Origin of the sequence: Halorubellus sp. JP-L1, from assembly GCF_011440375.1 — an archaeon.
Classification (GTDB): Archaea; Halobacteriota; Halobacteria; order Halobacteriales; family Natrialbaceae; genus Halorubellus.
The window spans coordinates 342,881-369,393 of sequence record NZ_JAAOIR010000003.1 but is presented as its reverse complement, the minus strand read 5'-3'; the positions used below and the strand labels follow the sequence as shown (position 1 = coordinate 369,393).

28 protein-coding genes are annotated in these 26,513 nt (G+C 65.6%); 14 read left to right on the top strand and 14 right to left on the bottom strand.

Going from position 1 to position 26,513, the window contains the following annotated elements:
* On the bottom strand, window positions 1-603 hold a 603-nt coding region (locus tag G9C85_RS19010; protein ID WP_240148914.1), incomplete at its 3' end, for a hypothetical protein.
* A 3-nt stretch (window positions 604-606) separates the two neighbouring features.
* Window positions 607-981, bottom strand: a complete 375-nt coding sequence (locus G9C85_RS19005; RefSeq protein ID WP_166041607.1) for a hypothetical protein — start codon at window positions 979-981, stop codon at window positions 607-609.
* A 162-nt stretch (window positions 982-1,143) separates the two neighbouring features.
* Here G9C85_RS19005 and G9C85_RS15445 point away from each other — a divergent pair, with 162 nt between their 5' ends.
* A complete protein-coding gene (locus G9C85_RS15445; RefSeq protein WP_166041605.1) occupies window positions 1,144-1,806 on the top strand; it encodes a four-helix bundle copper-binding protein in 663 nt (220 codons plus the stop codon).
* A gap of 151 nt (window positions 1,807-1,957) precedes the next feature.
* Here G9C85_RS15445 and G9C85_RS15440 read toward each other — a convergent pair whose 3' ends face one another.
* From G9C85_RS15440 to G9C85_RS15425, 5 genes are all read right to left on the bottom strand, one after another.
* Complete coding sequence (locus G9C85_RS15440) at window positions 1,958-3,046, bottom strand: pentapeptide repeat-containing protein (protein ID WP_166041603.1); 1,089 nt, start codon at window positions 3,044-3,046, stop codon at window positions 1,958-1,960.
* Window positions 3,043-3,174 (bottom strand): hypothetical protein, encoded by a 132-nt coding sequence (locus tag G9C85_RS19135; protein WP_275690785.1) that lies wholly within the window; start codon window positions 3,172-3,174, stop codon window positions 3,043-3,045. Before G9C85_RS19135 ends, G9C85_RS15440 begins: the two co-directional genes overlap by 4 nt.
* Window positions 3,161-3,616 (bottom strand): gas vesicle protein GvpH, encoded by a 456-nt coding sequence (gene gvpH / locus G9C85_RS15435; protein ID WP_166041601.1) that lies wholly within the window; start codon window positions 3,614-3,616, stop codon window positions 3,161-3,163. The genes G9C85_RS19135 and gvpH overlap by 14 nt, the downstream gene beginning before the upstream one ends.
* Before the next feature lie 430 nt (window positions 3,617-4,046).
* Window positions 4,047-4,289 carry a PRC-barrel domain containing protein gene (locus tag G9C85_RS15430; RefSeq protein ID WP_166041599.1) on the bottom strand — a complete coding sequence of 81 codons (243 nt, stop codon included), beginning with the start codon at window positions 4,287-4,289 and terminating at the stop codon, window positions 4,047-4,049.
* Window positions 4,290-4,841: 552 nt separating this feature from the next.
* On the bottom strand, window positions 4,842-5,423 hold the full coding sequence (locus G9C85_RS15425) for a hypothetical protein (protein WP_166041597.1): 582 nt from the start codon (window positions 5,421-5,423) through the stop codon (window positions 4,842-4,844).
* 278 nt (window positions 5,424-5,701) lie between these two features.
* Here G9C85_RS15425 and G9C85_RS15420 point away from each other — a divergent pair, with 278 nt between their 5' ends.
* Complete coding sequence (locus G9C85_RS15420) at window positions 5,702-6,262, top strand: metal-dependent hydrolase (RefSeq protein WP_166041595.1); 561 nt, start codon at window positions 5,702-5,704, stop codon at window positions 6,260-6,262.
* A gap of 78 nt (window positions 6,263-6,340) precedes the next feature.
* On the opposite strand, the gene G9C85_RS15415 is transcribed toward G9C85_RS15420, so the two are convergent.
* Both G9C85_RS15415 and G9C85_RS15410 read right to left on the bottom strand, forming a co-directional pair.
* Window positions 6,341-7,069 carry a helix-turn-helix domain-containing protein gene (locus G9C85_RS15415; RefSeq protein ID WP_166041593.1) on the bottom strand — a complete coding sequence of 243 codons (729 nt, stop codon included), beginning with the start codon at window positions 7,067-7,069 and terminating at the stop codon, window positions 6,341-6,343.
* A gap of 113 nt (window positions 7,070-7,182) precedes the next feature.
* Window positions 7,183-7,515 (bottom strand): hypothetical protein, encoded by a 333-nt coding sequence (locus G9C85_RS15410; protein ID WP_166041591.1) that lies wholly within the window; start codon window positions 7,513-7,515, stop codon window positions 7,183-7,185.
* Between the two features lie 318 nt (window positions 7,516-7,833).
* Here G9C85_RS15410 and G9C85_RS15405 point away from each other — a divergent pair, with 318 nt between their 5' ends.
* From G9C85_RS15405 to G9C85_RS15395, 3 genes are all read left to right on the top strand, one after another.
* Window positions 7,834-8,508, top strand: a complete 675-nt coding sequence (locus G9C85_RS15405) for a helix-turn-helix transcriptional regulator (RefSeq protein ID WP_166041589.1) — start codon at window positions 7,834-7,836, stop codon at window positions 8,506-8,508.
* 694 nt (window positions 8,509-9,202) lie between these two features.
* Window positions 9,203-9,868, top strand: a complete 666-nt coding sequence (locus G9C85_RS15400; protein ID WP_166041587.1) for a helix-turn-helix domain-containing protein — start codon at window positions 9,203-9,205, stop codon at window positions 9,866-9,868.
* A 60-nt stretch (window positions 9,869-9,928) separates the two neighbouring features.
* The gene (locus G9C85_RS15395; RefSeq protein ID WP_166041585.1) at window positions 9,929-10,210 is read left to right on the top strand and encodes a HalOD1 output domain-containing protein; all 282 of its coding nucleotides are present in this window, start codon (window positions 9,929-9,931) and stop codon (window positions 10,208-10,210) included.
* A 546-nt stretch (window positions 10,211-10,756) separates the two neighbouring features.
* Here G9C85_RS15395 and G9C85_RS15390 read toward each other — a convergent pair.
* Both G9C85_RS15390 and G9C85_RS15385 read right to left on the bottom strand, forming a co-directional pair.
* Window positions 10,757-12,244 (bottom strand): aldehyde dehydrogenase, encoded by a 1,488-nt coding sequence (locus G9C85_RS15390; RefSeq protein ID WP_166041582.1) that lies wholly within the window; start codon window positions 12,242-12,244, stop codon window positions 10,757-10,759.
* Window positions 12,241-13,488, bottom strand: coding sequence for a M24 family metallopeptidase (locus tag G9C85_RS15385; RefSeq protein WP_166041580.1), 1,248 nt, complete (start codon window positions 13,486-13,488; stop codon window positions 12,241-12,243). Before G9C85_RS15385 ends, G9C85_RS15390 begins: the two co-directional genes overlap by 4 nt.
* A gap of 143 nt (window positions 13,489-13,631) precedes the next feature.
* Between G9C85_RS15385 and G9C85_RS15380 the strand changes: the two genes are divergently transcribed.
* From G9C85_RS15380 to G9C85_RS15360, 5 genes are all read left to right on the top strand, one after another.
* A complete protein-coding gene (locus G9C85_RS15380; RefSeq protein ID WP_166041578.1) occupies window positions 13,632-14,240 on the top strand; it encodes a cysteine hydrolase family protein in 609 nt (202 codons plus the stop codon).
* A 178-nt stretch (window positions 14,241-14,418) separates the two neighbouring features.
* Complete coding sequence (locus G9C85_RS15375) at window positions 14,419-14,919, top strand: Lrp/AsnC family transcriptional regulator (protein WP_166041576.1); 501 nt, start codon at window positions 14,419-14,421, stop codon at window positions 14,917-14,919.
* A 392-nt stretch (window positions 14,920-15,311) separates the two neighbouring features.
* Window positions 15,312-16,481: an ABC transporter substrate-binding protein gene (locus G9C85_RS15370; protein WP_166041574.1), complete on the top strand. Its 1,170-nt coding sequence runs from the start codon at window positions 15,312-15,314 to the stop codon at window positions 16,479-16,481.
* A 3-nt stretch (window positions 16,482-16,484) separates the two neighbouring features.
* The gene (locus tag G9C85_RS15365) at window positions 16,485-17,303 is read left to right on the top strand and encodes an ABC transporter permease (protein WP_166041573.1); all 819 of its coding nucleotides are present in this window, start codon (window positions 16,485-16,487) and stop codon (window positions 17,301-17,303) included.
* Entirely contained in the window at window positions 17,300-18,124 is an 825-nt protein-coding gene (locus G9C85_RS15360) for an ABC transporter ATP-binding protein (RefSeq protein WP_166041570.1), read from the top strand. Before G9C85_RS15365 ends, G9C85_RS15360 begins: the two co-directional genes overlap by 4 nt.
* A 151-nt stretch (window positions 18,125-18,275) precedes the next feature.
* On the opposite strand, the gene G9C85_RS19295 is transcribed toward G9C85_RS15360, so the two are convergent.
* Window positions 18,276-19,241: an asparaginase gene (locus tag G9C85_RS19295; RefSeq protein ID WP_166041568.1), complete on the bottom strand. Its 966-nt coding sequence runs from the start codon at window positions 19,239-19,241 to the stop codon at window positions 18,276-18,278.
* A 165-nt stretch (window positions 19,242-19,406) separates the two neighbouring features.
* On the opposite strand from G9C85_RS19295, the gene G9C85_RS15350 reads away from it, so the two are divergent.
* The 3 genes from G9C85_RS15350 to G9C85_RS15340 all read left to right on the top strand — a co-directional run bounded on the left by G9C85_RS15350 (window position 19,407) and on the right by G9C85_RS15340 (window position 22,579).
* On the top strand, window positions 19,407-20,756 hold the full coding sequence (locus tag G9C85_RS15350; protein WP_166041566.1) for a dihydroorotase family protein: 1,350 nt from the start codon (window positions 19,407-19,409) through the stop codon (window positions 20,754-20,756).
* A 117-nt stretch (window positions 20,757-20,873) separates the two neighbouring features.
* A complete protein-coding gene (locus tag G9C85_RS15345) occupies window positions 20,874-21,812 on the top strand; it encodes an amidohydrolase family protein (RefSeq protein ID WP_166041564.1) in 939 nt (312 codons plus the stop codon).
* Complete coding sequence (locus G9C85_RS15340) at window positions 21,809-22,579, top strand: SDR family NAD(P)-dependent oxidoreductase (protein WP_166041562.1); 771 nt, start codon at window positions 21,809-21,811, stop codon at window positions 22,577-22,579. Before G9C85_RS15345 ends, G9C85_RS15340 begins: the two co-directional genes overlap by 4 nt.
* A 47-nt stretch (window positions 22,580-22,626) precedes the next feature.
* Here the strand turns inward: G9C85_RS15340 and G9C85_RS15335 are convergent, their stop codons facing one another.
* Window positions 22,627-23,076: a universal stress protein gene (locus G9C85_RS15335; protein ID WP_166041560.1), complete on the bottom strand. Its 450-nt coding sequence runs from the start codon at window positions 23,074-23,076 to the stop codon at window positions 22,627-22,629.
* 169 nt (window positions 23,077-23,245) lie between these two features.
* On the opposite strand from G9C85_RS15335, the gene G9C85_RS15330 reads away from it, so the two are divergent.
* Window positions 23,246-24,202 (top strand): hypothetical protein, encoded by a 957-nt coding sequence (locus G9C85_RS15330; RefSeq protein ID WP_166041558.1) that lies wholly within the window; start codon window positions 23,246-23,248, stop codon window positions 24,200-24,202.
* Here G9C85_RS15330 and G9C85_RS15325 read toward each other — a convergent pair.
* Complete coding sequence (locus tag G9C85_RS15325; RefSeq protein WP_394352742.1) at window positions 24,199-26,268, bottom strand: heavy metal translocating P-type ATPase; 2,070 nt, start codon at window positions 26,266-26,268, stop codon at window positions 24,199-24,201. The two genes, G9C85_RS15330 and G9C85_RS15325, sit on opposite strands and share 4 nt — an antisense overlap.
* Window positions 26,269-26,513: the final 245 nt, after the last annotated feature.

Below are 26,513 nucleotides of genomic sequence, written 5' to 3'. Positions count from 1 at the left end.
GGCCAGCAGGGCCAGCACGGTCAGCAGGGCCAGCAGGGCCAGCACGGTCAGCAGGGCCAGCAGGGCCAGCACGGTCAGCAGGGCCAGCACGGTCAGCAGGGCCAGCACGGTCAGCAGGGCCAGCACGGTCAGCAAGGCCACCAGCAGGGTCAGCAACACAGCGAGCATTCCCGTGGCTCGTTCGGTGACCAGCAGGGCCAGCAGGGTCACCAGCAGCACGGTGGAACAGGACAGCAGGGCCAGCAAGGTCAGCACGGGATGGGTCACCAGCAGGGCGGCCAGCAACAGTACCCGCTCCAGGGCCAGCAGCACCAGAGCGGACAGCAAAACCAGGGCGGCCAGCAGCACCAGGGCGGCCAGCAGCACGGTGGAACAGGACAGCAGGGCCAGCAGGGTCAGCAGGGCCACCAGCAGGGTCAGCAGGGCCAGCACGGACAGCAGGGCCAGCACGGACAGCAGGGCCAGCACGGCCAGCAGGGCCAGCACGGCCAGCAGGGCCAGCACGGCCAGCAGGGCCAGCACGGACAGCAGGGCCAGCACGGCCAGCAGGGCCAGCACGGCCAGCAGGGCCAGCACGGACAGCAGGGTCAGCAGGGCCAGCACGGGTCACAACATCAGGGCTCGCAACGGCAGTCTGGTCGGTCCCAGACGGGACAGCACCAGTCCGGTGGCCAGGGATTCCAGGGTAGCCAGGGCCACTCCGGTGGGAGTGGTCAGTCCGACCAGTACGGTCAGGGCATGACGAGCCGGATGGGGCAGGAGCGCCACGGGCAGACCGGTGGTCAGTACGAGCAGCAGGGCCAGTTCGAGGGGCAGCGCGGCGAGCAGCACCAGTTCGGCGGCGACCTCGAGCACGTCGGCGAGGAAGGGCTGTCCGACCAGGGGCACCAGTCGGGTTCCCAGGGCGGGCACCAGTCGGGCTCCCAGGGCGGACAGCAGTTCGCCCAGCGGAGTCAGCAGGAGCAGGGCCAGTCCCAGCACCGCGGGTCGTCCGGTCGCAGCGAGCACTCGCACTGACGCTGTAGCGAACCCCTCGGCGCGTCTCGCGGCGACCGAGTCGCGTCGACTAGCGAACGGTCGCGAGCGACCACGCGCGGCCGTCAGCTTCCACAGACAAAACGACCCACCAATACAACGACCATGATGCAACAACCACAACAGCAGCAGGGTATCGGAAGTCAACCGTCCAGCCAGTCCCAGATGGGCCAGCAGCCGTCGCAGATGGGCCGACAATCGTCGCAGATGGGCCAGCAGGGAATCCAGCAGCAGGGGCAGATCCCCGAGGGCACCCAGGGGTACACCGAGGGTGCGCAGTCCGCGATCGGCCAGTCCGGCCAGCAGGGGATGCAGGGCGGAATGCAGGCCGGTGGCGGTCAGATGAGCGCGCAGCCGATGGGCGGCCAGCAGGGCGGCGGGCAGCGAGAGCTCAGGCTCGACGAGGCGCTCACGAACGAGATGCGGGTCGCGCTCCACGACCTCGTGCAGGCCGCGAACGTCACGGAGTGGTGTGCCGAACAGTGCATCGACGACGGCCCGCAGATGAACGAGTGCCTGCGGCTCTGTCGCGACGTCGCGGATCTCGCGTCGCTGAACGTCTCGTTCATGACGCGGGACTCCGCGTTCGGACTGGACCTCATCAGCGTGTTCATCGAGGCCGCCGACGCGTGCGCTCGCGAGTGCGCCCAGCACCAGCACGGGCACTGCCAGGAGTGCGCGGAGGCGCTCTCGAAGGCCATCCAGTCCAGCCAGCAGATGCTCTCGTCCTTCCAGGGCGGCGGCCAGCCCCAGCCGAGCCAGCAGTACTGAGCGAGCGGCACTGAGCGATCCCTGCTCCGCTGGACGGTCCACTTCTTTCGTCGATTACGCACGAGTCACCACGTCGGCTAGAAGCTGGTCTGCCGCCCGAGCCCGTCGAACCGTCGAAGGGGCGCGAGTTGAGAGCGCCCGGTCAGCGCGGTCAGCTGATGCGCCGCGAGAGCACGAACACGAGGAGTGCGGTGAGGAGTGCACCCAGTAGCGATTCGACGCCCGCGATCACGCGCGCCGTCGTGCCGACGGGAGTGATGTCGCCGTACCCGAGCGTCGTGAACGTGATCGTGCTGAAGTAGAGGCTCTTCACGATCACGTGGCCGATGTACGCCGGACTGCCCGAGAGGTTCCCGAGCGACCACCGCGCGGTGTCGTCGCCGGTGGTCTCCTCGATGCCGCCCGTGAGCGGGAACAGGAACGCGCAGACGACGATGACCACGGCCGCGGTGCCGATGACGCGGTACGGGTTCATCCCATAGCCCGTCACCCACTTCGACGCCTCCGCCTTGATCGCCTGCGGGTAGTGGCCCATGTGCCACGCCAATCGCCGACGCGTGTCCTTCTCCTTGTTGTAGTACTCGCGCGCCTCCAGCGGGAGCGCGTTCTCGATGAACAGTCCGTGAATCTCCCGGTACGTCCAGACCGCCGCTTCGGCGTCCTTCCGGTACGCCTCCTTGGACTCGGCGTGCTCCAGTTCGCGCTCGTACTCGGTCGTTCCCCCGAACGTCGTCGAGCGGTTCACGCGCGTGTTCGAGATGATGGCCTGGTCGAACCGCGAGCGTGCGAAGCTCGCGTCGCGGAAGTCCGTCCCGTGGACGGACGCGCCGGAGAGGTTGGCGTCCGAGAAGTCGACGCCGCGCGCGTCGACGCGCTGGAATTCGGCTTCGCGCAGGTCCGCCTTCTGGAAGGACGATCCGCGGAGGATCGTGGCGTCGAACGTCGCTCCGATCAGGGAGCACCCCTCGAATGCGTCCGTGTCGACGAGCTTGACAGCGGGTACGTGCGCGCCGTCGAGGCGTTCGCCAGGGTCCGGGAGGTTGTCGTCGAAGGAGACGCTCGGCCGCGTCTCGTCCTCGCTATGCCAGATACAGTGGTCGCCCCCCTCGAGCGTCGGGCGATAACAGCACGCCCCGCCGACGTCCTCGACGGTCGTCAGATCGTGCACGTACCCACAGACGTCGTCGGGCGGGTTCTCGTCGCGGTGACGCATCGACGGCGCGCTCGCGTTCGAACTCATCCCGCGAACGTCACCTCGTTCGCGCTCGGCATTTCGTTCGCGCTCGGTATCTCCGTGCTCGTCTCCTCGTTCGTGCTCGTTACCTCGCTCGCGCCCGCCGCGGGGTCGTGCCGATCAGTCGCCGACATCCACTCTGGCCTCCAGGACGTCGTTGTTGAGGGAGACGTCGGTGATGCTCGAGTGGCCGTCCTCCACGGGGACGCGCCACGCGAAGCGGTTGTCGACCGTGAGGATGAGTCCGTCGTCGCTCAGGTCGATCTCGGTCTGCTGGTCGTCGCGGACGACGCCCTTGAGGTCCGCGACGACGAGGAGTCCAGTATCGATCTCGCGGACCGTGAACCGCGGACTGCCTCCGTCTCCGGCGATCCGCCGCGACCGCTCGGGCTCGGCGACGCCGTCGACGTCCCGGCGTCGCTCGCGGTTCGTACTGACCGACGGGCGACCGTCCCTGGACCGCCGAGATTGGCGGACGCCTGTCGATCGTTCGGCGTGAACTCGGTCGGTGTACCGTCTGATCGCGAGCAGTCGGGCGACGATCGTCCCCGCGGTGTCGCGGCGGCGTCGACGCACGCGTGCCCGCCAGTCGGCGCCATCGTCGTGTCTATTCGTCCGTCCGCCCGGGGCGTTGCTGGTCGGGAAACTCACTACTGTACGTTACTGTCCACTTGCGAGGTTACAGCTATCGCTGGCGCGTGCAAGGTTCCACCGGCGGACGCGGGTCGCGAAGCGACGACCGGTGCCGGAATCGCGAGGCGACTACGACGCCCGACGCGGGGCCGTCTGCGAGAGTTCCTGGGGTGATATCGCTCCCGGCAGGTGGTCGTCGGGGTCGCTGCATCGAACTGGTTCGAGGTGGGGGCCGAAGGAGGGGGAGCGGGCCGTCGTGCGGTCACGGACGACGGCCCCGGTCGGGTCGGCGGCGTCGATCACCTGCCGCGATCGTGTCGCTCGATGCTGTCGGTCGCCCGACGCGCTCGGACAGCGGGCAGAACGCTAGTGGTTAGAACTGACGGACGTGTACCGCGTCGTCGGTGATCTCCGTAACGTCTCCGTCCTGTAACGGGTAGGTTTCGTCGTCCGCGTCGCCCCAGCCGAGCTTCGACCGCATGGTGTCCATCATGCCCGGGTCGGGGTCGACGTACGCCGTGTCACCGCGGACCTCTGTGATTCGACCGATCTCGTCGCCGTGTGCGTTCAGGACTTTCTTCCCTTCGTCGCTGTCAGTGTATTCGATATTCGCCATTGCAACCGGGCAGACGGAAGGACCGGTATTAGTTATCGGCCCCGTATCCGATCGACTCGACGTCGCGACCGCATCACCACCGCTGGCGGGCGATATAGACGGGTCGAGAGCCGTGTGCTCGCTCGGTCCTCGATGGTAACGTCGCGTTTCCCGCCGCGAAAGCGACCGGGGTTGGACTGTGGCGGGATTCGTTCTCGAGGTCGATTGCTGGACGGTTCGACGATGGAGTCGCCCTCCTGGACGGTCGTCGGGCGTCGTTCGTCGCTACTCGTCGAGTCGCGAGCGTCCGTCGACGCCCATTCCGGTCTCGTCACCGTCGCAGATGACCGGTAACGATCGCTTTCGAACCGGGCCTGGGTTTACAGACTTACTACTGTAAAGCAACCTAGTTCTACGAGGCTCGACGGCGAGACGAACGACGCACGGCGTCGCGTTTGCCCCCGCCGATAAGCCCCGATTATCCGGAACACGAGTCGATTACTGAAGTTCTGGAAGACGGGCCGGGCATCGGTCGGACCGAGCATCGGTCGGACCGGGAATCGATCGCGATCGCTACCGATGGGCGAGTCCGACCGTGACGAAGAACGCGAGCAGCGAGACGACGACGACCGCTGCGAGCACCGTCGACGCGGCGAGGACGCCATACCAGACCACAGCCAGTGCGATCACGCCGACGGCGGCGACCACGCCACTCGCACCCGCCGCGACGGTGGCAACGTCGTCCGCGAACCCCTCGGCGCGTGCGACCCGGCCCGTCTCGTCGCCGTCGACATCGTCGTTGCCGTCCGTCGACGACGCCGACGACGCACCGCGGTCGCCGGCCGTCGCAACGGCTGTTTCGCCGCCATCGGTCCCGCCGCCGGTCTCACCGCCGTCGGGAGCGTCCACCGAGGCCGTCATCTCGAGGCACGCCGCGGCCTGCTCGAGCGCCGGCCCCGTCGCGACTCGCCCCCGGCTCTGTTCGTACTCGATCAACCCCACGTCGTCCAGTTGCGGGAGGTGATTCTGGTAGAGCGCGACGTACACGCGCTTTCGCTGGTCAGACGACACGAGTCGCTCGGGGCAGTCGTTCTCCGCCGCCGCGACCGCCTCGGCGACGTCACCCATCGCGAGCGGTTCCTCGCTGGCGTCCATGAGCGTTCGAAGGACTCGCCGACGCCGTTTATTCTGGAGCGAGTGAAACAGGTCGTCGGGCGACAACCGGCCGTTCCCACTCGATCGACCCACGTCACGCTCCGAAACGCCTGTCGTAGCCATCTCTTCGTAGACGCACTCCACGACGACCGTTAAAGCCTCGGCCTCACATGCATTATCAGCGATGTGACGTCTATCGAGACTTTCACGTCCGGCCGTCGCGTATTGCCCACGCAGGCGCGGCGTTTTTGCACCCGACGCCAGTACGTCGACGTACGATGGTCGACATCATGGGTCACCTCGCGTTCGGACTCCTCTTCCTCCTCCCAGCGTGGTTCCTCTGGAGCCGCCGGGTCAGCATCGCCTTCGTCGGACTCGGACTCGTCACGTCACTCCTGCCAGACATCGACCTCTGGCTCTCGCGGTGGTTCCCCGCCGAGGTCCACCACCACGGCGTCACGCACACGGTCGTGTTCGTCGCCGCCGCGAGCATCGTCGCCGGCGCACTCGCCGCCGCCGTCCTCACGAAGCCACTCGACCGCTGGCTCGGCTGGGATCGCTTCGACGCCGGCAGCATGTTCGCGTTCTCCTCGCTCGCGTTCTTCCTCGGCGGCACCGCCCACGTCTTCGCGGACATCCTCTCCGCGCCCGACATCTCAACGCCCATCGAACCGTTCTGGCCGCTCTACAACCAACCCCTCGGGATCGACCTCATCTACTACAACGACCCCCTCTGGAACTCCGTCTTCCTCGCCGTCATGCTCGTCGTCCACGTCGGCGTCGCGCTCGCGGTCAGCCCGAACCGGCACCGCTACCGGCTCCGAGAACAGCTGTCGTGAGAGCGCTCGCTCGACGCGCGGACGCCAACGCACTCCAGAACCAGCCACGGGGTATCTCGCAGTCGGTCGACCGAGCGATCACTCCTCGCGCGAGCCCGCGAGCGGCGGCCCCGACACGCCACCGTCCGGGCCACCCGCTCCCGCGAGCGACCCCTCGAACTCCATCCCGAGACTGTTCGTCATCAGGACCTCGTGCCCGCGCCGCAAGCGCTCCGAGAGCGCCTGATGGGAGACGTCGAGCTCGCACGCGAGCTCCTTCAGGTTGATCTTCCGCGGGATGTCGTAGTACCCAGCCTCGTACGCCGCCAGGATCGTCTCGTACTGTTTCTCCGTGAGCTCGAAGTGATCGCGCGTGAACGCGTCCGACAGCGAGTACACGCGATCCACGTCCAGATCCACGCCCAGTTCCTCGCACTCCACGCCGACCGCGTCGGTCGACACGTCCCCGGGGTAGACGAGCCGGAAGCACCACTCGGTGCCCTTCGTCGATGCGTCCAGGAGCGCCGCCCCGTCCTCCCCGAGGAGCGCCTCGAACGGCGTCCGCACGCGCGCCGTCCACGACACCTGGAACAGGTCCTCCTCGTCGAACCGGCTCACGAGTTCCACGGACTTCGTCGACGAATCCGCACGCATCGCCGCCTCGATCTCGTCGACTGGCGCGCCCGACGCCCAGACGAACGGTATGACCTCGTCGCCGCCGGTCGCGATGGCGCGCGCCACCTCGAACCGAGCGCTCGGGTACTCGGAGAGCGTGGCGTGCAGCGCGAACTCCTCCGCGTCCATACTCGCGTCTACTATCGTACTCATGCGTTCGTCCGTGATTCCACTACTGAAGGCATAATGCTACCGCCTAAGGACGTACCCGTTCTCACGAACCATCCCCGCGCTCGCGGTCGAAACCCACCAGAACCGTCGGGGTGCTACGTGCCCGAGGAATTGCCCGCGCGCTGGGACCGACGACGAAGATATACGACGGCCGCGACGAACAACCCGAGCATGACCAGTGCACCTACGCCGCCTCCCGCGGACGACGACTCGTCCGACGCGGACGCGTCGCTCCGTGCCTCGACGTCCTCGGTTTGACCGCGCCCCTGCTCTCGCTCGTACTCCGACAGCCCCTCGCGGACGCCCTCCCGGACGACGTCCTCCAGCTCCGAGCGCGTGATCGTCCGCGACTCGCGGGACTTCGCGTCAGCTTGCGCCACCTTGCTCTCCAGTGCATCCTTGACGAGTTTCGTCGCTGACTGAGACATCTGCCCGAGCATGGGTCTGTAGCGCGCATAGCGATTCGGCTTCCCACTGCAAGCGGCCACGTCCGGTGCTATCCGACCCAGTCACGGACCCCGAACGAACGCCCCCGGTGTATCGTCGTCGGACCACAATCGTCCGACGCGTCCGCCGGACGGCTCGTCCACCGTCGCGTCCGACCGACCGACTCGTCTACTTTCGCGACCGACCCGAATCAGCAGCGGACGAATGGACCGATGCACCGACGGCATCCACGCCTCGGAATGTAGACGCTAATCTATTAGTGACACGACTTACCTCCCGATGGGTGCTGGCTAGGACCGATGGAAAGCCACGCCAACACGCCGACACGGCACGGGACAGCCCGCGAACGCGACGCGACCGACGATCCATCGCTCTACGCGTCCCTCGCCGACGAACGCCGTCGCACGATCCTCTCCATCGTCGACGAACGGCAGGCACCCATCCCACAGGCCCACCTCGTTCGACTCATCGTCGCGCGCGAGACGCAGGAATCCATCGACGACCCTCCCGACGCCGTCGTCCAACAATTCGAGTCGGACCTCCACCACGTGCACCTCCCCACGCTCGAAGCCGAAGGCGTCGTCGAACGAACGACCGACGACGCGGTCGGCCGCACAGATCACCCGCTCTGGTCGGACTCCGCGTTCCGAACCCTCCTCGACTCGCAGGCCCTCGCCGACCCCGAGACGACCTCGCTGACGCTCGACGCACTCGCCAGCTACGAACGCAGAGCGATGCTCGCCGCCCTCCACACGCATGGGAGCTCCTCCCCGGACGTCCTCGCGTCCACCGTCGCCGACCTCCTGGACTCCCCGCGGAACCCCGACGCACTCGAGGCCTCCATCCACCACTGTCACCTCCCGAAGCTCGTCGCCGCCGACGTCGTCACGACTGTCGACGGGTCCACTCGCATCCGATACACGGGCAACGCCCTCCTGGAGGACTGGTGGTTCGCAGAAGGGGCCGACACGTAGGCGTCCCGCGCCGTCGCGACTGGAACAGTATCGCCGCGATCGTGACCGCGCTCCCCGAAACGACCTCTCGGCGACACCTCGCACTCGAGCCGGGCGGCCGACTCGACAGCTCGATTCGACGCTCGACCCGACTCGTGTGCCCCCCGATCGCCATACGTGGGCGGTACGAACAACAGTTCCAAGTGGTTGTTTCGAATAGTTGTTCCAAAACTACGTTACGAACGGCTGTTTCAAATAGTAGTTTGCACTAAGTGATACAAACGGCTGATTGTATCGATTGGTGCATACAATTGGCCACGGCCAATGATACGAACACACGTTTCAAACATTTACTTCAAACGGCCATTACAAACGATTGTTACAAACGGCGATTGCATACAGATGTTGCAAACAGCTGTCGTTAGCAATGCGTTCGAACTGACGTGACGAACCGCTGTGTTGGACTATTGCAGCGATCCGTCGCTTGCGTTCGTCGATCCGACTCGTCGATCCAACTCTCGATCAAACTCGTCGCTCCGATCAGTCGCCACCGCCGCCGCCGGGAACAATTGGTCGACCGCTGCGATTCCTCCCAGTCCACGAGCGGTTTCGATCGTACGATTGCCGTCGACGGCAACGGACAACCTCCGCGCGTGTCCGACGACCCGCACCTGCCTGCAGTAATCCCAAACCATCCGTCCCCAATCGCGAACGCATGCTCTGCGTCGCCGAGTTCACGATCCCATCGGAGTCGTTCCCGTTCGGCGAGACCCTCGACGAGATGCCGGACGTCGTCATTACCGTCGACCAGATCGTTCCCACGGACGAGTCCGCGCTCCCGTTCTTCTGGGTCCAGGGCAGCACGCCCGAAGCCTTCATGGAGCAGGCCGCGCTCGAGGGCGAGATCGACGACCTCCGCGAACTCGAACGCGTCGAAGACACGGCGCTGTTCCGCGCGAAGTGGGGCGCGAACGAGGCGCTCGTCGACGGACTCAAAGACATCGACGCCACGATCGTCGAAGCCGTCGGGACCGCCGAACACTGGCGGTTCGAAGTCCGGACCAGCGACCGGGACGCGTTCAACGACTTCCGAGTGCTCTTCGAGGACCACGGGTACCCGATCACGCTCGACAGACTCTACGACCTGGAGACGCTCCGCGAGCACGACCACCGCCAGCTCACTGACATCCAGCGCGAGACGCTCGTCTCCGCGTTCCAGGACGGCTACTACGACAAACCCCGCGGCATCTCGCAGATGGAGCTCGGCACGCGATTCGACGTCTCGCGACGCGCCATTTCCGAACGCCTCCGCCGCGGCACCCGGAACCTCATCGCCGACACGCTCGTCCATGCGCTGGACGACGCCCCCGAGGAGACGTAAGAACACGTTCCCAATGGCGGGCCAACCCTCAACGGCGACACGCGATAAGGGCCAATGTCGATGAACGAGGATCAACTGCGCGCGCACGACCCCGTCCGAACGTTCGAATGGTCACCGGCCGACGGACCCTCCCGGGGTCTCGTCGAAGCACTCGACGACCACGTCGACGCCGACGTGACTACGCTCCCGCCCCTGTTCGATGCCCTCGACCCCGACGCACTCGACGCTCTCTTCGAGGCGCCCGCTCCGCGCAGCGACCGCTCGGAGGGTTCCGTCCAGTTCGACTACCTCGGGTACCGTATACAGATCGGCGCCGACGGCCGAGGTCGAATCTACGACTAGAACGGCCACTCGTACCGGTCGGAGAAACGAGCCCGCTCCCATATCGCTTCGAAGGGCGAGAGGACCGCATTCGAACAGTCAGCACCCCCAGAGCGATTGCGAGCGCATCTAAACACGCATCCGCAGATTTGATATCGCACTATGTGATTTATACAGTCTCGGCGCGTCGAGTGACGCGAATGCATGTATCAAACTGACTCTACTGGTCAGTAACATCCACGGAATAGTATTTTAATTAACAGGAGCACACAATTCCCCCGAAATCGGGGTCTTGAAACCGACCAGCACGAGCGCGAACCCGTTTCCCGTGATCGTGCGAACGAATCGCGAATTTGTGGCTCTACGACCGCTGCCAGAGTGCTCGAATCCCGTGGAACGCGCGGTCACAGCAGATGCCGCGCCCCCAGGAAGCTATCTGCTGGACCGACCCCGAGGCCCCATGACGGGCAGGTCTAGCAAGACAGGCGAGCGTTCCGGGAAGAATGAGTGCGTCCGCGCCGACACAACACGGCAGCTCCCGACCCCGCGACGGGGCGGGAGGCAGTATTAGTCGTAGTATTCGTCCAGGTCGCCGGGTTCCGAGCCAGCGATCGCCGTGCGGATCGTCTTCGTCCGCGTGAACTCGCCCATCGTCTCCTCGAACCCGAGCTTCCGTCCGATTCCGCTCTTCCCGTACCCGCCGAAGGGGGCGCCGAGGAAGCCGTTGACGAAGTTGTTCACGAACACGAGGCCGGCTTCGAGGCGGCGCGCGACGCGGTTCGCGACCTCCATGTTCGTCGACCAGACCGCTCCGGTCAGGCCGTATTCGGTATCGTTCGCCATCTCGATGGCCTCCTCGACGCTCTCGTACCGGAACACGGAGAGCACGGGGCCGAAGATCTCCTCTCGAGCGATCCGCATCTCGGGGTCGACGTCACCGAAGATCACTGGTGGGACGTAGTAGCCGTCCGCGTGGACGTCGTCGGGGACCGTTCCCTCGTAGAGGACGGTTGCGCCCTCGTCTTTCCCGATGTCGACGTAGTCGGTGACCTTGTCGTACTGCGCTTGGCTCACGAGCGGCGCGAGGTCGGTCTCCTCGTCCGTACCGGGTCCAATCGTCATCTCGCGGGTGCGCGCGACGAGTTTCTGGACGAACTCGTCGTAGACGTCGTCGTGGAGGAGGAGGCGAGACCCGCTCGCACACACCTGTCCTTGGCCGTCGAAGATCCCGTGGAACGCGCCGTCCACGGCGTCGTCGATGTCGGCGTCGGGGAGGACGAGGTTCGGGTTCTTCCCGCCGAGTTCCAGCATGACGTCGGTGATGTTCTCCGCTGCCGCCTGCATGACCTTCTTCCCGGTCTCGTCGTGCCCGGTGAACGCGATCTTGTTCACCGTCTCGTGCGAGGTCAGTCGCGCGCCGGGTGGGGTGCCGCCTGTGACGACGTTGACGACGCCGTCCGGGAGGACGTCCGCCCAGATCTCCGCCATCTTGAGCGTCGAGAGCGGCGTCTCCGGCGCCGGTTTGATGACGACGGTGTTCCCGGCGGCGAGGGGTGCGGCCGTGAAGTCCGCGGAGTGCATCGGCGGCCAGTTCCAGGGGATGATGACGCCGACGACGCCGTAGGGCTCGTTCACGGTGTAATCGAACAGGCCTTCTTTCTCGGGGATCGTGTCGCCGTGGTGCTTGTCGGCCGCACCCGCGTAGTAGCGATAGCCCTGGATGGCTTCCTCGACGTCGTTCTCGGACTCGTAGAGCGGTTTCCCGTTCTCGAGGGTCTCGATGCGGACGAACTCGTCGAACTCGGCCTCGATCCGGTCCGCGATCTCGAGGAGGTACTCGACGCGGTTGCGTGCGCTGACGTGCTGCCAGGTGTCGTCGTACGCGTCCTCCGCGGCCTCGATGGCCGCGTCCATGTCGCCAGCGGTCGCGTCGGGCGCGGAGCCGATCGTCGTGCCGTCTGCTGGGTTCTCGACGTCGAACCGGTCGCCGCTCTCGCTCGGTCCGAACGTGCCGTCGACGAGGAGCCCCCAGTCGTGGTAGTCGTATTCGGTCATGATTGGACGAACTCCATTGGGTAGTCGTGCAGTCGTTCGGCGCCGTCGCTCGTGATGTGGACGTATTCGCCGAGGAACATCCCGCTCAGCTGGTCGCTCGCCACCGGGTTCGGTTCCACGACGACCGTGTGGCCCTCCTCGAACTGGAACGGCGGATTCGGGAAGCCGCCCTCGTTCTCGGTGCCGATCAGCGGCCGCTGGATGCCTAACCCCCAGCCGTGGATGATCGGTGCGTGGACGGTCCAGTCGCGGCTCTCGATGGGTGGACTGGCGACGTCGAGGACGTCCTGGGTCGTTGCCCCGGGTTCGAGGACGTCGAGGACGTCGTAGAACACTTGCTCGCCGACGTCGTACAGTTCCTGGTAGTGGTCGGTGGGCTCTTCGCCGACGGCGATGCCGCGCAGGATCTGCCCGGAGTACCCCTGGGTGTTTCGGGCGCTGATCTCGGTGAGGACGACGTCGCCCTCCTCGAGCACGCGGTCGGACTGGTGCTCCCAGGGATACGGCATGTCGGGGTCGTGCATGCTGGTGCTGCCGAGGAGCTGGAAGAAGTACTCGCCGTCGTCGAGGTAGGAGGACATCAGTTCCTGTTTGAGTTCGCGTTCGGTGATGCCGGGGCGGACGGCGTCCTCGAGTGCGCGCATCGCCTTGTCGGTGAGTGCGACGCCCTCTCGGATGGCGTCGAGTTCCTCCTCGCTCTTCTTGAGGCGGATGCGGTCCATGAGGTCGGAGACGAAGCTGAACTCCGCGTCCTCGAGTTCGTTCGTGAGTGTGAGGTAGTCGTTCGCGGGGAGTTCGGTGGCTGCGGGGCCGGGCGATCCGACGAACCCGATGTCTCCGTCCTCGTACCCGAGTTCGTCGATTCGGTCGGCGACGGCTTGGCCCTTGTCCTCGGTCCCCCAGCGTACGTCGTCGATGTGACTCATGAGGTGCGCGTCCGGGACGTGCGGGTAGAGGTCGGCGTAGAGCGTCGGTTCGCCCTCGTAGGGGAAGACGACGTAGGACTGGATCTGATCGATGTACCCGCTCAGGTACCGGATGTTGGCCTGGTTCGAGTCGGTGTGCGCTGAACTGCCGTAGACGACGAGGCAGTCGAGGCCTCGGAAGAACATCTCCTCTCGGACGGCTTCGTAGCGGCGTTCGTACTCGGCGTCGGAGAACCGGACGTCGCTGTAGTCGTCGCCGCGTCGTTCGCGGAGCGTCTCCCCGATCTGCCTGATCTGGTGGTCGTCAGTGGGTAGCATCCTACATCCCCCATGGGACAATACCAATATAAAATTATGGGGCTGGAACCGGGTTTCGTGGAGATGTTAGAGATAATCGGGTTGCAGAATTCGATTAGGCCCGTAGGATATTTATACTAACGTGGATATGCTATATCCTACTGATGCAGAAGACTGCCATACTCACGGTGGACCTCCATCACGGCCACCTCGACCCCGAGATCGCCACGCTCCCCGTTCCCGAGTCGACGCGGGAACGCGTCGTCGAACACGCCGAGACGCTCGTGACTCGAGCGCGCGACGCGGGATATCCCGTCATCCACGTCACGACCGGGTACCGTGACGCACGGGAAATCCTCTCGAATCCGAAGTGGAGCGCCACCGAGGAGAGCGAGGGCGACTCCCGGGAATCCATCTCGGAGCACAACATCATCGGGAGCAAGGGCCTGGACATCCTCCCCGAGCTCCACGAGCCGGAGGACGTGGTACTGCAGCCGAAGAAGCGGTACTCGCCGTTCGTCGACACCGACATCGAGTTCGTGCTCCGGACCCACGACGTCGAGAAACTCGTGATCGCGGGCGTCAACACGAACACGTGCGTGCAGTGCACGTGCTTCGAGGCGACGAACCGGGACTACGAGGCCGTCGTCGTCGAGGACTGCGTCGGGAGCATGGACGGCGAGGAGTTCCACGAGTTCGGCCTCATGAACATCGACCAGGCGCTGGGGCGCGTCCTCTCCCTCGAGGAGGCGCTCGACGAACTCGACGCCTGACTACCCGGCGCTGTCGCGTCCTGACGGGGCCACGTAGAAGCGATCCGTTCGACTCGACCGCGAGACCAGCTCCGTCGCAGGGACGCGCTCTCCCCGTGGATATCCGAACCTGTGCGGACCGAGGAAGACCATATCTAACACGAAAACGGTTAAATACGTATCTTTCCAACGGGAGAGTATGTCTGGGAGAGATCTGGACGAGACGGACAAGCGGATCTTGAAAGTCCTCCACGAGGACGGCCGTGCGACGTACAACGAGATCGGGGAGCGCCTCGATATCACGGGGAACACCGTTCGACGTCGCATGGACGAGATGCGCGAGAAGGGCATCATCCGGAAGTTCACCGTCCTCACGGACCCGGCCGAACTCGGCTACCTCACCGTCGCGTTCGGCCTGAGCGTCGAGGCGGGGAGGACCGACGAGATCGCGGACGAACTCGCCGAACACGAGTGCGTGTTCAAGCTCTGGGTGCTCTCGGGCACACACAACGTCATCTTCGACGCCCGGTTCTGCGACAACGAACAGTTCCAGAACTTCGTCCACGACACGCTGCACAACATCGAGGGCGTGAGCAGCTACGAATCGTCCATCATGACTCGGTCCGTCGCGGACGAGGGGAGCGTCGTCCTCTCCGAGAGGGACGAGTCCCTCGAGATCGCCCCGCCCGAGGAGGAGTGACGCCTCCGCTGCTGTGCCTCCGCAATCGCAGGGAATTTCCTCGTAGTACGACAGTCGGGAAGGTCGTACGTCGCGGAGGCGGTGCGGCGACCCGCATCGGTTCGAGTCTCCTTCTGGTGGATCTATCCGTCGTCGTCGCCGATCTGCGTCCGCTCGGCACCGTGACCGAGTCGACCTCTGCGGTATGTATCCGGTAATTGTCGACGGCGGGGACTTTCAACAACTGGTGGCGGAAGAGAAAATTAGTAATTCTATACAATCGAGAGAGATATGCTTGCCACCTACATAGATAAGGGATTATTTTAGAAATATAACGCCATTCTGCTAAATTAGTCTACATTTTCCCAAAGTTACTTGTGAGGGTGTTGCATTACATGGGGACGTTGGTATCAATGAACACGGTAAATCGGAGGCGCTTCCTGCAGGGGACCGGCGCAGGGGTCGCCGCGGGGCTCGCAGGATGTACTGGCAACAACAACGATGAGGACGGCGGCGACGGCGGCGATGGCGGCGACGGTGGGGACGGCGGCGGCAACAGCGGCACGACCACCACCCAATCCGACGACGGACTCTCCCAGTCCTCCGTCAACGTCCTCCTCACGTACTTCCCGGACATGGTGTTCTCGCCGATGACCGGAGCCGACGAGTTCGGCTACTTCGAGCAGGTCGGCCTCGACGTCAGCATCGACGTCTCGCTGTCCGTCCAGAACCCGCTCCAGGTGCTCGTCGGCGGCGAGTACGACGTCGTCGTCGGAACCCCGTTCTCGTACACGACCGCACTCGCACGCGGCATTCCCGTCGAGACGGTGTTCACCACCATCGGCAACACGCCACTCAGTTACGCGGCCCAGGGCGACTCGGGCATCGAAGGCGTCGCCGACTGGCCCGGGAACGTCCTCGGGCTCCAGAACGAAGCGGACCGGAACTGGGTCACGCCCCACATCTACAACGAGGAGGGGATCTCGCAGAGCCAGCGGGACGAGATCAACCAGCGCTTCGTCGGGTACTCGGTCACGAACCTCACCGAGGGGAACGTCGACGTGCTGTCGATGTACCCCACGAACTCCGACTACAACTCCCTCCGGCTCAGGGGCGAGGAGTTCAACGTGGTCGAGGCGAAGGACTACACGAACGCGGGCGGGAACGTCGCGCTCGCGACCGAACAGTTCTCGAACGAGCACCCGGACACGCTCCGGGAGTTCACGCGCGCCTGGTCGAAGGCCTGCGAGGACAGCCTCGACGAGAGCAACAAGACGAAGTTCGCGGAGATGACGCTCGATCGCCTCGAAGCGGTCGACGCGAACGTCTTCCTCGAGGGCGTCGACCCGATCGAGGTCGAGAAGTCGAACTTCGAGCAGTTCCTCGAGTTCCGGCCGGACGACAGCTGGGACGAGAACGGCGTCGGCTACAACGACCCCGGCGACTACGCCGAAGTGCAGGAGATGGGCGTGAGCGTCGGCGCCATCAGCGAGAACGCGGCGACGGCGGAGTCCGACCTGGTGAGCAACACGTACGTCGAAGCCGTCCACAGCAGCGACGGCGAACTCCAGTGGCCGAATTGAGCGATGAGCACGAAAGATAGAATGCTGCCGGCCAACGTCAAGTCGTCTATCGTTCGCGCCGCCGACGACTACAAGTACCCGGCAGCGTTCCTGGTCGCGTTCATCGGGATCTGGACGTTCGGCGTCAGGTTCTACGAGATCCCGCAGTACGTGCTGCCGACGCCGTTGGACATCGTGACGAGTTTCGACGGCCAGTTCGGCGAACTCGCGCCGCACATGGAGGCGACGCTCTGGGAGGCGTTCTTCGGGTGGACCGTCGGGAACTTCATCGGGATCACGCTCGGCGCCGTCATGGCCGAGTTCACCGTCCTCAAGCGATCCATCTACCCCTACGTCATCATGCTGCGTTCGCTTCCGGTCGTCGCGTTCGCGCCGCTGCTCATCATCTGGATGGGCGTCAACACCGGCCCGATCCTGGCGGCTGCGACGATCACGACGTTCTTCCCGTCGCTCGTCAACAGCATCGCGGGGTTCAGTTCGACCGACCAGTTGACGAAGGAGCTCATGCACTCGCTGAACGCGAGTCGCTGGGAGGTCTTCCGGAAGGTGAAGCTGTACAACGCCGTGCCGTACATCTTCTCGGCGCTCCGCATCAGCGTCGCCCTGGCCTTCGTCGGCGCCGTCGTCGGCGAATGGCTCGTCGGGAATCAGGGCCTGGGCTACCTCATCATCGTCGCGAACAACCAGCTCGACACGCTGCTGTTGTTCCGCGCGCTCATCATTATCGGCGCCTTCGCGACCGCGTGGTTCGGCCTGATGATGTACCTCGAACGCTGGATCGTCGACTGGGGATCCCAGGCGAGCGGAGGTGCCACGCGATGAGCACCGACGACGCCGCGACGAACGACGTCCTGCGAGAGGACCGCGACGTGAAGATCTCGATCGACTCGGTCGACAAGATCTACGGGATGGACACGGACGCGCCGACGCAGGCGCTGAAGGACATCGACCTCGAGATTCACGACGACGAGTTCGTCTCGATCATCGGCCCGAGCGGTTGCGGGAAGACGACGCTCCTGAAGTGCCTGGCGGACATCATCCCCCAGACCGCCGGCGAGATTCACGTCTCCGGGAAGACCGCGGAGGAGGCGCGGAAGAACAACGACATCTCGTTCTTCTTCCAGGAGGACGTCCTCCTGCCGTGGCGGACGGTCATGGAGAACGTCCTCCTCCCCTTCGAGGTCAAGGGAACGAGTACCCCGAAGGAGGAGGCTCGCGAGCGCGCGGAGAAGATGCTCGACACGGTCGGGCTCGCGGGGTTCGAGGACCACCAGCCACAGGAGCTCTCCGGTGGGATGCGTCAGCGCGTCGCGCTCGCGCGCGGGTTCGTCTACAATCCCGAGATCTTCCTGATGGACGAGCCGTTCGCGGCGCTCGACGAGTTGACGCGACGGAAGATGAACCAGGAGCTCCTGCGCATCCACCAGGAGATCCAGAAGACGACCGTGTTCGTCACGCACCACATCTCCGAGGCGGTGTGGTTGTCCGACCGCATCGTCGTCCTGTCGCCGCGACCGGGCGAGGTCCACGAGGTCGTCGACGTGGACATCCCGCGGCCGCGCGACGAGAGCACGCGCCACACGGACAAGTTCGACGAACTCGAGGAGTACCTGACCAAGACGGTCATGGAACTCGACGTCTAGGCGCCGTTCCCGCTCGTTTTCGCCGTCTACTGTACTCCGTGCGTTTCTGCGAGGTCGGGCTTCCGTGACGGATGTGGAGAATATCGATACGGGACGTCGAGACGGTGATCCCGACGGGGATAGCTGACCGATGGCGGTATTCGGGGCGTCGCTAGTTGCCGGGTGCGTCGAAGGCGTCGTCGAGGGCGTCGGCCGCGAGCGCGACGATGGCCTTGATGCGGGTCTTCTGGAGGTTGAGGTCGCTGTAGTAACAGTCCAGTTCCTGCAGAGTGGCTTCGCTGCCGCGGAAGCCGTAGGTCTCGCGCGCGAGGCGGCCCTCGGGGCATCGCGTGGTCGCGATCAGTGGGACGCCGGCGTCGCGTAGCGACTCGAGTGCGGGAATGATAGCTGGCGGGATGTGTCCGGCACCGGTTGCGGCGAGACAGAGCGCGGCCGCGTCGCCGGCGGCGGCGACCTGTGCGGGGGGCATGTCCGCGGTCGCGGTGACGGCGTGGACGTCGTTCGTGAGGTCGTCCACGTCGACGTCGAACGCGGGGTCGGGGTCGATGGACTCGCGTCGCCACGTCAGACGGCTCTCGTCGGCGACGGCCAGCGGCCCGAACTCGGGAGTGCGGAAGGTGTCGACGTTCATCGAGTTCGTCTTCGTGACCTCGCGTGCGGCGTGGACGCGCTCGTTGAACGCGACGAGGACGTCGCCTCGTGCGCGGCCGTCGGCGGCCACGCGCACGCTCGTCGCGAGGTTCATCGGGCCGTCCGGGCTGGGGAGCGACGGGTTCCGCATGGCGCCGGTGACGACGACCGGGGCGATGCCATCGTAGCAGAGGTCGAGGAAGTACGCGGTCTCCTCGAGGATGTCGGTCCCCTGGGTGACGACGATCCCGTCGACGTCAGGGTCGGCGTCGAGGTCCTCGACGAACGCCGCGAGGTCGCCCATCTGGTCGACGGTGAAGTGCGGGCTCGGGACGTTCGCGAAGTCGCGAGTCTCGATGGTCGCTATCTCGTCGAGTCCGGGGACGGCCGCGACGAGGTCCTCGCCGGTGAGGTCCGGGCTGGCGTCGCCGCCCGCGTCCTCGGTCGATGCGATGGTACCGCCTGTCGAAACGACAACGATTGACACGGGTGCGTGGTCGGCCTCGTGGACAATAAGTCTAACCGCTTCTATCTACACGGACGGAAGAATCGGGGGACATTTCCGAACCATCTGGGACTTTCAGGTTTTATTCCGTCCCGTAGAGTTGAATCTCGTAGAAAACCTAAAATGGTGGTGCGTCGATGTTCGGGTATGTCCTACGATACGGTCATCGCGGGTGGAACGGTCGTCACGGACACAGACACGGTCCGTGCCGACGTCGCAATCGACGACGGCACGATCGCAGCGATACTCTCCCCCGAACGAGACTTCGAGGCGGAGACCGTCGTCGACGCAGCGGGCAAGCACGTGCTGCCCGGCGGCGTCGACCCGCACGTCCACATGATGGACCCGGGCGATACGGAACGCGAGGACTTCCCGACGGGCACCGCGGCCGCTGCCGCCGGCGGCATCACGACCGTCGGCGAACATCACCGCACGGACCCGACTGTGCTCACCGCGGACATCCTCACGGACAAGCGCGAGTACCTCTCGGAGCGCGCCCGCGTCGACTTCGGTCTGCTCGCGGGCGGCCACCCCGACAACGTCGACGAGATCGCGGGCCTCGAGGACGTCGGGACGCTCGCGTACAAGAGCTTCACGTGCGAAGTCCACGGCGTGCCGGCGCTCAAGAGCGCGGACATGCACGACCTCTACGAGGAGATCGAACGCGTCGGCGGCATCAGCATGGTTCATCCGGAGGACGAACTGATGCTGAACCGGAACGAGGAGCGGATCAAGGCCGAGGGGCGGACGGACGGCTCGATCATCCCCGAGTGGCGGTCGAAGGACGCCGAACAGGTGGCCGTGTCGACGACGCTCCAGATCGCGAAACAGACCGGCGTCCCGTTCTGGTTCGCGCACCTCACGCATCCCGAGTTGATCGACCAGGTGAACCACGCGAAATCGCAGGGAGTCGAGGTGTACGCGGAGACGTGCCCGCAGTACTTTTACCTCACCCGGGAGGACGTCGTGGAGGACGCGCCGTACACGATGTTCACGCCGCCGGCGCGCGAGGAGAGCGACCGCGCGGAGATGTGGAACCGGCTCGCGAACGGCGAGATCGACATGGTGAACGCGGACCACGCACCGTCGACGCTGGAGCAGAAGGCCGAGGGCGAGGAGAACGTGTTCGACGCGCCGTTCGGTATCCCGGGCGTCGAGACGGTGCTCCCGCTGCTGCTGAACGGCGTCAGTGAAGGCAAGGTGAGTCTCGAGCGGATCGTCGAGGTGTTCGCGACGAACCCGGCGAAGATCCTGGACCTCTACCCGAGGAAGGGCGCGCTCCGCGTCGGGAGCGACGCCGACCTCGTCGTCGTGGACATGGACCGCGAGCAGACGCTTCGAAACGAGGACGTCGTCGCAAAGTGTGGGTGGACGCCGTTCGACGGCTACACCGTCCAGGGCGTCCCCGAAACGACGCTCGTCCGTGGCACGCCGGTGGTCCGCGACGGCGAGGTCGTCGGAGAACCCGGCTACGGCGAGTTCGTTCCTCGGGAATGAGATAATCTACGCCGAACGCGACCCACGCCCAGTATCGTACATTCACAACTCTTCTATTTCGGATAGTTAAATTGAAGGCGTATGCGTGTAGGTATGCCATACGGTACGTGAGATCACATGGCAATTGACTTCGGGGCACATCTCTTCCCCCTCGACACCTTCCCAGAACCGATCGACAACGGCCCGGTCCGCGACGTCATCGGCCCGATGCTGCACGACCCGGACCACCTCCTCGAGACGTACGCGGCCGCGGGCATCAGCCACGCCGCACTCTCCCAGCCCTACTACATGGGTCACGAGGACGCCGACGCCGTCGCCACCGCGAACGACGCACTCCTCGACATCGTCGACGCGCACGAAGCGTTCTACGGACTCGCAGCGATCCCCGTGAGCGCAGGCGGCGACGCCGCCGCCCGAGAGTTCGAGCGCGCGCTCGACGCCGGCTACAACGGCGGCGCGCTCGAGACGAAGACGAACGGCGTCGAACTCACCGACGACGCCCTCGAAGCGGTGTTCGACGTCGCCGAAGCCCGAGATGCACCGATACTCGTCCACCCGAAGCTCCACGAGTCCCTGCATCCCGACGCGCTATCCGACGACTGGAAACTGAACGCCATCTTCGGGCGCGAAGCCGCACTCTCGGAAAGCATCAGCAAAGTCATCCACGAAGGCGTCCTCGACCGTCACCCCGACCTCGACCTCGTCTACCACCACCTCGGCGGCAACATCGCCAGCATGCTCGGCCGCATCCACATCCAGCTCGACGACGGCCGCTGGCCCGGCCAGGAACGCGTCAAGCCCTACGACGCGTTCCTCGAGCAGCTCCGCGACCGCATCTACCTCGACAGCTCGGGGTTCTTCGGGTACGAAGCCCCGCTCCGGAACGCGCTCGACGCCGTCCCGGCATCGAACGTCCTGTTCGCGACGGACTATCCGTTCGAACCGAGGGACGACGCCGAACTCTCGTCGTTCGTCGACACGGTCGAGACCGTCGCCCCGGACGACGCCGACGCAGTCCTCCACGACAACGCCGAGAGACTCCTCACCAATCTATGAGTGTCGCGCTCGACGGCAAAGCCGCGCTCGTGACCGGTGGCGCGTCCGGGATCGGTCGCGGGATCGCGCTCGCGTTCGCGGACGCCGGCGCCGACGTCGTCGTCGGCGACCTCCAGCGCAACCCGAAGGACGCCGACGCCACCGAGCCGACGCACGAACTCGTCCGCGAACGCGGTCGACGCGGCGCGTTCGTCGAGACCGACGTCGCGGACCCCTCGGACGCCGAGGCGCTCGTCGAGCGGTCCGTCGACGCACTCGGCGCGCTCGACGTCGTCGCGAACGTCGCCGGCGTCTTCCCGAAGGGCACGGTCGCAGACACGCCGGCCGCCGACTGGAATCGAACGTTCGACGTGAACGTCGACGGCATCTATCACGTCCTCCAGCACGCAGTCCCCGAGCTGTCCGACGGCGACCACGGTCGCATCATCAACGTCGCCTCGCAACTCGGGCTCGTCGGCCGCGAGGAAGCCGCCGCGTACTGCGCGACCAAGGGCGCCATCGTGAACCTCACGCGTCAGCTCGCGCTCGACTACGCCGACGACGGGATCACTGTCAACGCCATCGCACCGGGCGTGGTCAGGACGAGCATGACCGAAGACAAGATCGCCGACCCCGAGCAAGGCCCCGAACTGGACGACGCGATACCGGCGCCGTTCTTCGGCGAACCGGAAGACGTCGGGCACGCGGCGGTCTACCTCGCGTCCGACGGGGCCAGGTACGTCAACGGACACACGCTCGTCGTCGACGGCGGCTACACCGCGCGCTAGACGCGGAGCCAGGACGGGGCGCCCTGGCGGTCACGCCGCGGTCGCCGTCACGCTTCGACTTCGGTCTTCACGACGGTCGCCGGACGGGTCGTCAGGCGGAGGACGCGGTCGGTGACGCTCCCGAGCAACGCCCGGTACTCGTCGGGTCGCCGCTTGGTGCCGAGGACGAGCAGGTCCGCGTCGTGGTCGTCGGCGTACGCCACGATGGTCTCGGCGGGGCGACCGTGGTGCATCGCCGTCTCGACGGCGACGCCGGCGTCCGATGCCCGGCGGCGGAGTTCCGAGAGCACGTCTTCGCCGCGTTCTTCGAGGCCGTGCTCGGGGCCTTCGGCTGCGTCGACGTACTCGTCGCCACTGTACGCCGTCACGACGTCCTCGTCGACGACGTAGAGGACGTGGAGGACCGCGTCGTGCGCGGCTGCGAGGTCGAGTGCGTGCGCTTCGGCGCGTTCGGATGCGGCCGTCCCGTCCGTCGAAAGGAGGATTCGGTCGTACATGTGTCTCCCTTCACGGGACCGGAACATAAACCCGGTTTTCGATTCCCGGCACGCGGGAGGTCCACGGATTGCTCGATGGGCTCCAGTCCCTGGTCGAGTCACCATCCGCACTTGCGCGGCCGACCGACCCGACACAAAGCTTTTCGAGCGTCTCCGAGAGGTGTCGGTCATGCGCCGCCGTGCCCTCCTCTCGGCCGCCGCTACGTCCGTTCCCGCGTTCGCCGCTGGCTGCCTCAGTTCAGGCGGATTGACTGGAAGCAACGCCGTCGCGGAGGTCCCGACGGCGCGGTTCGAACTGTCGACGATACCCGACGCGGAGCTCCCGTCGAAGGTGCTCTATACGGTTCGGCCCGCCGAAGGCGACGACGAGACCGCCCAGTTGTTCGATCGGATCCTCGACGACGGCGCCACCACGGAGGCGACGCGGCCGCCACTACCCGACGGGCGACACATCGCGTACCGAGATGGCGTCTACGAGCTCTCACGGGCGGTGATCGAGGAGACGCCCGCGACCAGTTACTCCGTGAAAGTGGACGTCGTCACGGACTCGGTGAACGAGGCAGCAGCAATTCGGTTCGCTGACCTGCCCGCGGTCGACAGAGCCCAATTCGCTGCTCGCGGGCTCGCCGATGGCGACCCGGTCGGCATCGGGACGACGTTCCTCTACACTGACGCCGAGCGCGAGCAGTCCGTCCTCGTTCCCGAGTCGGAGTACTCGTACGTCACCTGGGACGACGGCGCTGAAGCCGAATGGGTCGTCGACGACGCCTACGATACGACGCTCAATACCTATCGATATACCGCCAACCAGGTGGCGACGGCCGCCGAGTACGGCCGGCGGATGCGCGAGCGGTTCGCGTTCGAACTCGCCGGGCTTTCGGACGCCCAGCGAGACATCGTCGAGACGGCGAGCGAAGACGGTCGATTCGTCGTGGGTCCCGACGAGACGCCGTCGGACGCCTTCGTGGCGTTCGTCGACCGGTTCCGAGGCCACGAACAGGCCCGCGGGCTCGACGAGGACGGCGGCGAAGATCTGAGCGGCAGATACCTTGTGCGGTACCAGGGCGACGTGTACTGGGCGATACTCGTCGTCCGAGATGACGCGTTCCAGACGACGACAGGCTAGTCCGATGGCTGCGCACGGCCCGAAGCGGACATCGTCGGGAGGTCGGGGACGGTGAGATCGGTGCGGCGGAGCAGCTGGGCGTTGATCGCGACGATGACCGTGCTCAGTGACATCAGGAGCGCGCCGACTGCTGGCGACAGGAGGACCCCGATCGGGGCGAGAACGCCCGCGGCGAGCGGGATGGCGAAGACGTTGTAGCCGGCCGCCCAGACGATGTTCTCCTGCATCTTCCGGTAGCTCGCCTTGCTGAGCTTCACGAGCCGAACCACGTCCAGCGGGTTGTTCTGGACGAGGATGACGTCCGCCGACTGGACCGCGACGTCCGTCCCGCTCCCGATCGCGATGCCGACGTCGGCTCGCGTCAACGCGGGCGCGTCGTTCACGCCGTCGCCGACCATCCCCACGAGCTTCCCCTGGTCCTGCAGCTCCTGCACTTTCTCGTCCTTGTCCTCGGGGAGGACCTCCGCGAACACCGTGTCGATGCCCAGTTCGCTGGCTACTGCATCAGCGACGTCTTGGGAGTCACCGGTGAGCATCGCCACCTCGACCCCGAGGCCGTGGAGGGCGTCGACGACGCGGTAGCTCTCCTCTCGGATTACGTCGGCCATCGCGAACGCGGCAACCAGTTCGCTCCCGCGGCTCTCGGCTTCGCCGCTCGCTCTCTCCGAGGGCTCGCTCCGCTCGCCCTCGCGAACGAGATACACCACGGTCTGTGCGTTCTGGCCGGCTTCGTCCGCGAAGCGCTGGAGGTGATCGGGGACCTCGCTCTCGAGCTGAGTCAGCAGATTCGGGCCGCCGACGTACACCTCGCTTCCCTCGACGTTCGCGCGGACGCCCCTGCCTTTGATCGCCTCGAAGTCGGTCGCGTCGGGCGGGGTGAGGTCTCGGTCGTCGGCGGCCTCGCGGATGGCTCGCGCGATCATGTGTTCGGAGTCGCTCTCGACGGCCGCCGCCAGCGCGAGCGCGTCGTCCTCGTCGACACCGTCGACGGTCGCCATGTCGACGACGCCGTGCTCGCCCTCGGTGAGCGTTCCCGTCTTGTCGAAGATGATCGCGTCCAGGTTCCGTGCGTCCTCCATCGCGATGCGGTCGCGGACGAGCATACCGTTCCGGGCCGCGAGTGACGTGTTGATTGCGACGACGAGTGGGATCGCGAGCCCGAGCGCGTGCGGGCACGCGATGACGAGAACTGTGACGACGCGCTCGATGACTGTCGCGTCGAACGACACCGCGACCGTCCACGCGATGGCCGTCACGACCGCCGCTCCGAGCGCAACGTAGAACAGCCAGCCGGCAGCGCGGTCGGCCAGCACCTGCGTCTGGGACTTGCTCTGCTGAGCGTCTTCGACCAGACGCATGATGCCCGCGAGCGTCGTCTCCTCGCCCGTCGCACCGACGCGAACGCGGAGACTGCCGTCGCCGTTGATCGTCCCGCCGATGACCTCGTCGCCGGGCTCCTTCGAGACGGGTTTCGATTCCCCGGTGATCATCGATTCGTTGACGTCCGAATCTCCCTCGTCGACGACGCCGTCGGCGGGCACGCTCGCGCCCGGCCGAACCAGCACGAGGTCGTCTTCCGTCAGGTCGCTCACTGGAACTTCCTCGGTCTCGCCGTCGTCGGTGATCCGCTCGGCCGTGTCGGGCATGAGCTTCGCGAGTTCGTCGACTGCACTCGAGGCCCGCCGCACCGACCGCATCTCGATCCAGTGCCCGAGTAGCATGATGTCGATGAGGGTGACGAGCTCCCAGAAGAACGCCGACTCCGTCGGGAAGATCACGCTGGCGAGGCTGTAGACGAACGCGACGACGATCGCCATCGAGATGAGCGTCATCATCCCCGGCGCCCGGTCTTTCAGTTCCGGCACCGCCATCTGGAGGAACGGAACCCCACCGTACGCAAAGACGATTATCGCGAAGACGGGGTTGATCCACTCGCTGCCCGGAAACGTCGGGACCGAGAAGCCGAGCCACCCCTGTAGCGCTTCGCTGTACAGGAGGACGGGAATCGACAGGAGCGTCGAGACGAAGAAGCGCCGACGGAACATCTGCTCGTGCCCTTCGTGCATTCCACCGTGGTCACCGTGATCGTGTCCATTATCTTCGTCATCCATCTGGTGCCCAGAGCGTTCGTGCGATCCCTGCTCGGCTTCGTCTGCGCCCGTGGCTTCCTCTGCAACCAGTGACTGTTCGGTCCGGGAGACCTCCTCGTCGGGCCCGGCTTCACTCCCCGACCTATCATCCTCGTTGTCCCCATACTCGGGTGGCTGCTCCGACGATGTACCCGTGTCTTTCGACCGATCGTGGTCGTCCA

Bases quoted from the DNA above. Each gene is read 5' to 3' on its own strand.
- G9C85_RS15415 (WP_166041593.1), bottom strand. From the start codon at position 7,069: ATGAGTACGATAGTAGACGCGAGTATGGACGCGGAGGAGTTCGCGCTG.
- G9C85_RS15380 (WP_166041578.1), top strand. From the start codon at position 13,632: ATGCAGAAGACTGCCATACTCACGGTGGACCTCCATCACGGCCACCTC.
- G9C85_RS15430 (WP_166041599.1), bottom strand. From the start codon at position 4,289: ATGGCGAATATCGAATACACTGACAGCGACGAAGGGAAGAAAGTCCTG.
- G9C85_RS15425 (WP_166041597.1), bottom strand. From the start codon at position 5,423: ATGGACGCCAGCGAGGAACCGCTCGCGATGGGTGACGTCGCCGAGGCG.
- G9C85_RS15335 (WP_166041560.1), bottom strand. From the start codon at position 23,076: ATGTACGACCGAATCCTCCTTTCGACGGACGGGACGGCCGCATCCGAA.
- G9C85_RS15370 (WP_166041574.1), top strand. From the start codon at position 15,312: ATGAACACGGTAAATCGGAGGCGCTTCCTGCAGGGGACCGGCGCAGGG.
- G9C85_RS15325 (WP_394352742.1), bottom strand. From the start codon at position 26,268: ATGCACGAAGGGCACGAGCAGATGTTCCGTCGGCGCTTCTTCGTCTCG.
- G9C85_RS15385 (WP_166041580.1), bottom strand. From the start codon at position 13,488: ATGCTACCCACTGACGACCACCAGATCAGGCAGATCGGGGAGACGCTC.
- G9C85_RS15445 (WP_166041605.1), top strand. From the start codon at position 1,144: ATGCAACAACCACAACAGCAGCAGGGTATCGGAAGTCAACCGTCCAGC.
- G9C85_RS15410 (WP_166041591.1), bottom strand. From the start codon at position 7,515: ATGTCTCAGTCAGCGACGAAACTCGTCAAGGATGCACTGGAGAGCAAG.
- G9C85_RS15360 (WP_166041570.1), top strand. From the start codon at position 17,300: ATGAGCACCGACGACGCCGCGACGAACGACGTCCTGCGAGAGGACCGC.
- G9C85_RS15350 (WP_166041566.1), top strand. From the start codon at position 19,407: ATGTCCTACGATACGGTCATCGCGGGTGGAACGGTCGTCACGGACACA.
- G9C85_RS15365 (WP_166041573.1), top strand. From the start codon at position 16,485: ATGAGCACGAAAGATAGAATGCTGCCGGCCAACGTCAAGTCGTCTATC.
- G9C85_RS15375 (WP_166041576.1), top strand. From the start codon at position 14,419: ATGTCTGGGAGAGATCTGGACGAGACGGACAAGCGGATCTTGAAAGTC.
- G9C85_RS15395 (WP_166041585.1), top strand. From the start codon at position 9,929: ATGAACGAGGATCAACTGCGCGCGCACGACCCCGTCCGAACGTTCGAA.
- G9C85_RS15340 (WP_166041562.1), top strand. From the start codon at position 21,809: ATGAGTGTCGCGCTCGACGGCAAAGCCGCGCTCGTGACCGGTGGCGCG.
- G9C85_RS15420 (WP_166041595.1), top strand. From the start codon at position 5,702: ATGGTCGACATCATGGGTCACCTCGCGTTCGGACTCCTCTTCCTCCTC.
- G9C85_RS15400 (WP_166041587.1), top strand. From the start codon at position 9,203: ATGCTCTGCGTCGCCGAGTTCACGATCCCATCGGAGTCGTTCCCGTTC.
- G9C85_RS15390 (WP_166041582.1), bottom strand. From the start codon at position 12,244: ATGACCGAATACGACTACCACGACTGGGGGCTCCTCGTCGACGGCACG.
- G9C85_RS15405 (WP_166041589.1), top strand. From the start codon at position 7,834: ATGGAAAGCCACGCCAACACGCCGACACGGCACGGGACAGCCCGCGAA.
- G9C85_RS15440 (WP_166041603.1), bottom strand. From the start codon at position 3,046: ATGAGTTCGAACGCGAGCGCGCCGTCGATGCGTCACCGCGACGAGAAC.
- G9C85_RS15345 (WP_166041564.1), top strand. From the start codon at position 20,874: ATGGCAATTGACTTCGGGGCACATCTCTTCCCCCTCGACACCTTCCCA.
- G9C85_RS15330 (WP_166041558.1), top strand. From the start codon at position 23,246: ATGCGCCGCCGTGCCCTCCTCTCGGCCGCCGCTACGTCCGTTCCCGCG.
- G9C85_RS19135 (WP_275690785.1), bottom strand. From the start codon at position 3,174: ATGTCGGCGACTGATCGGCACGACCCCGCGGCGGGCGCGAGCGAGGTA.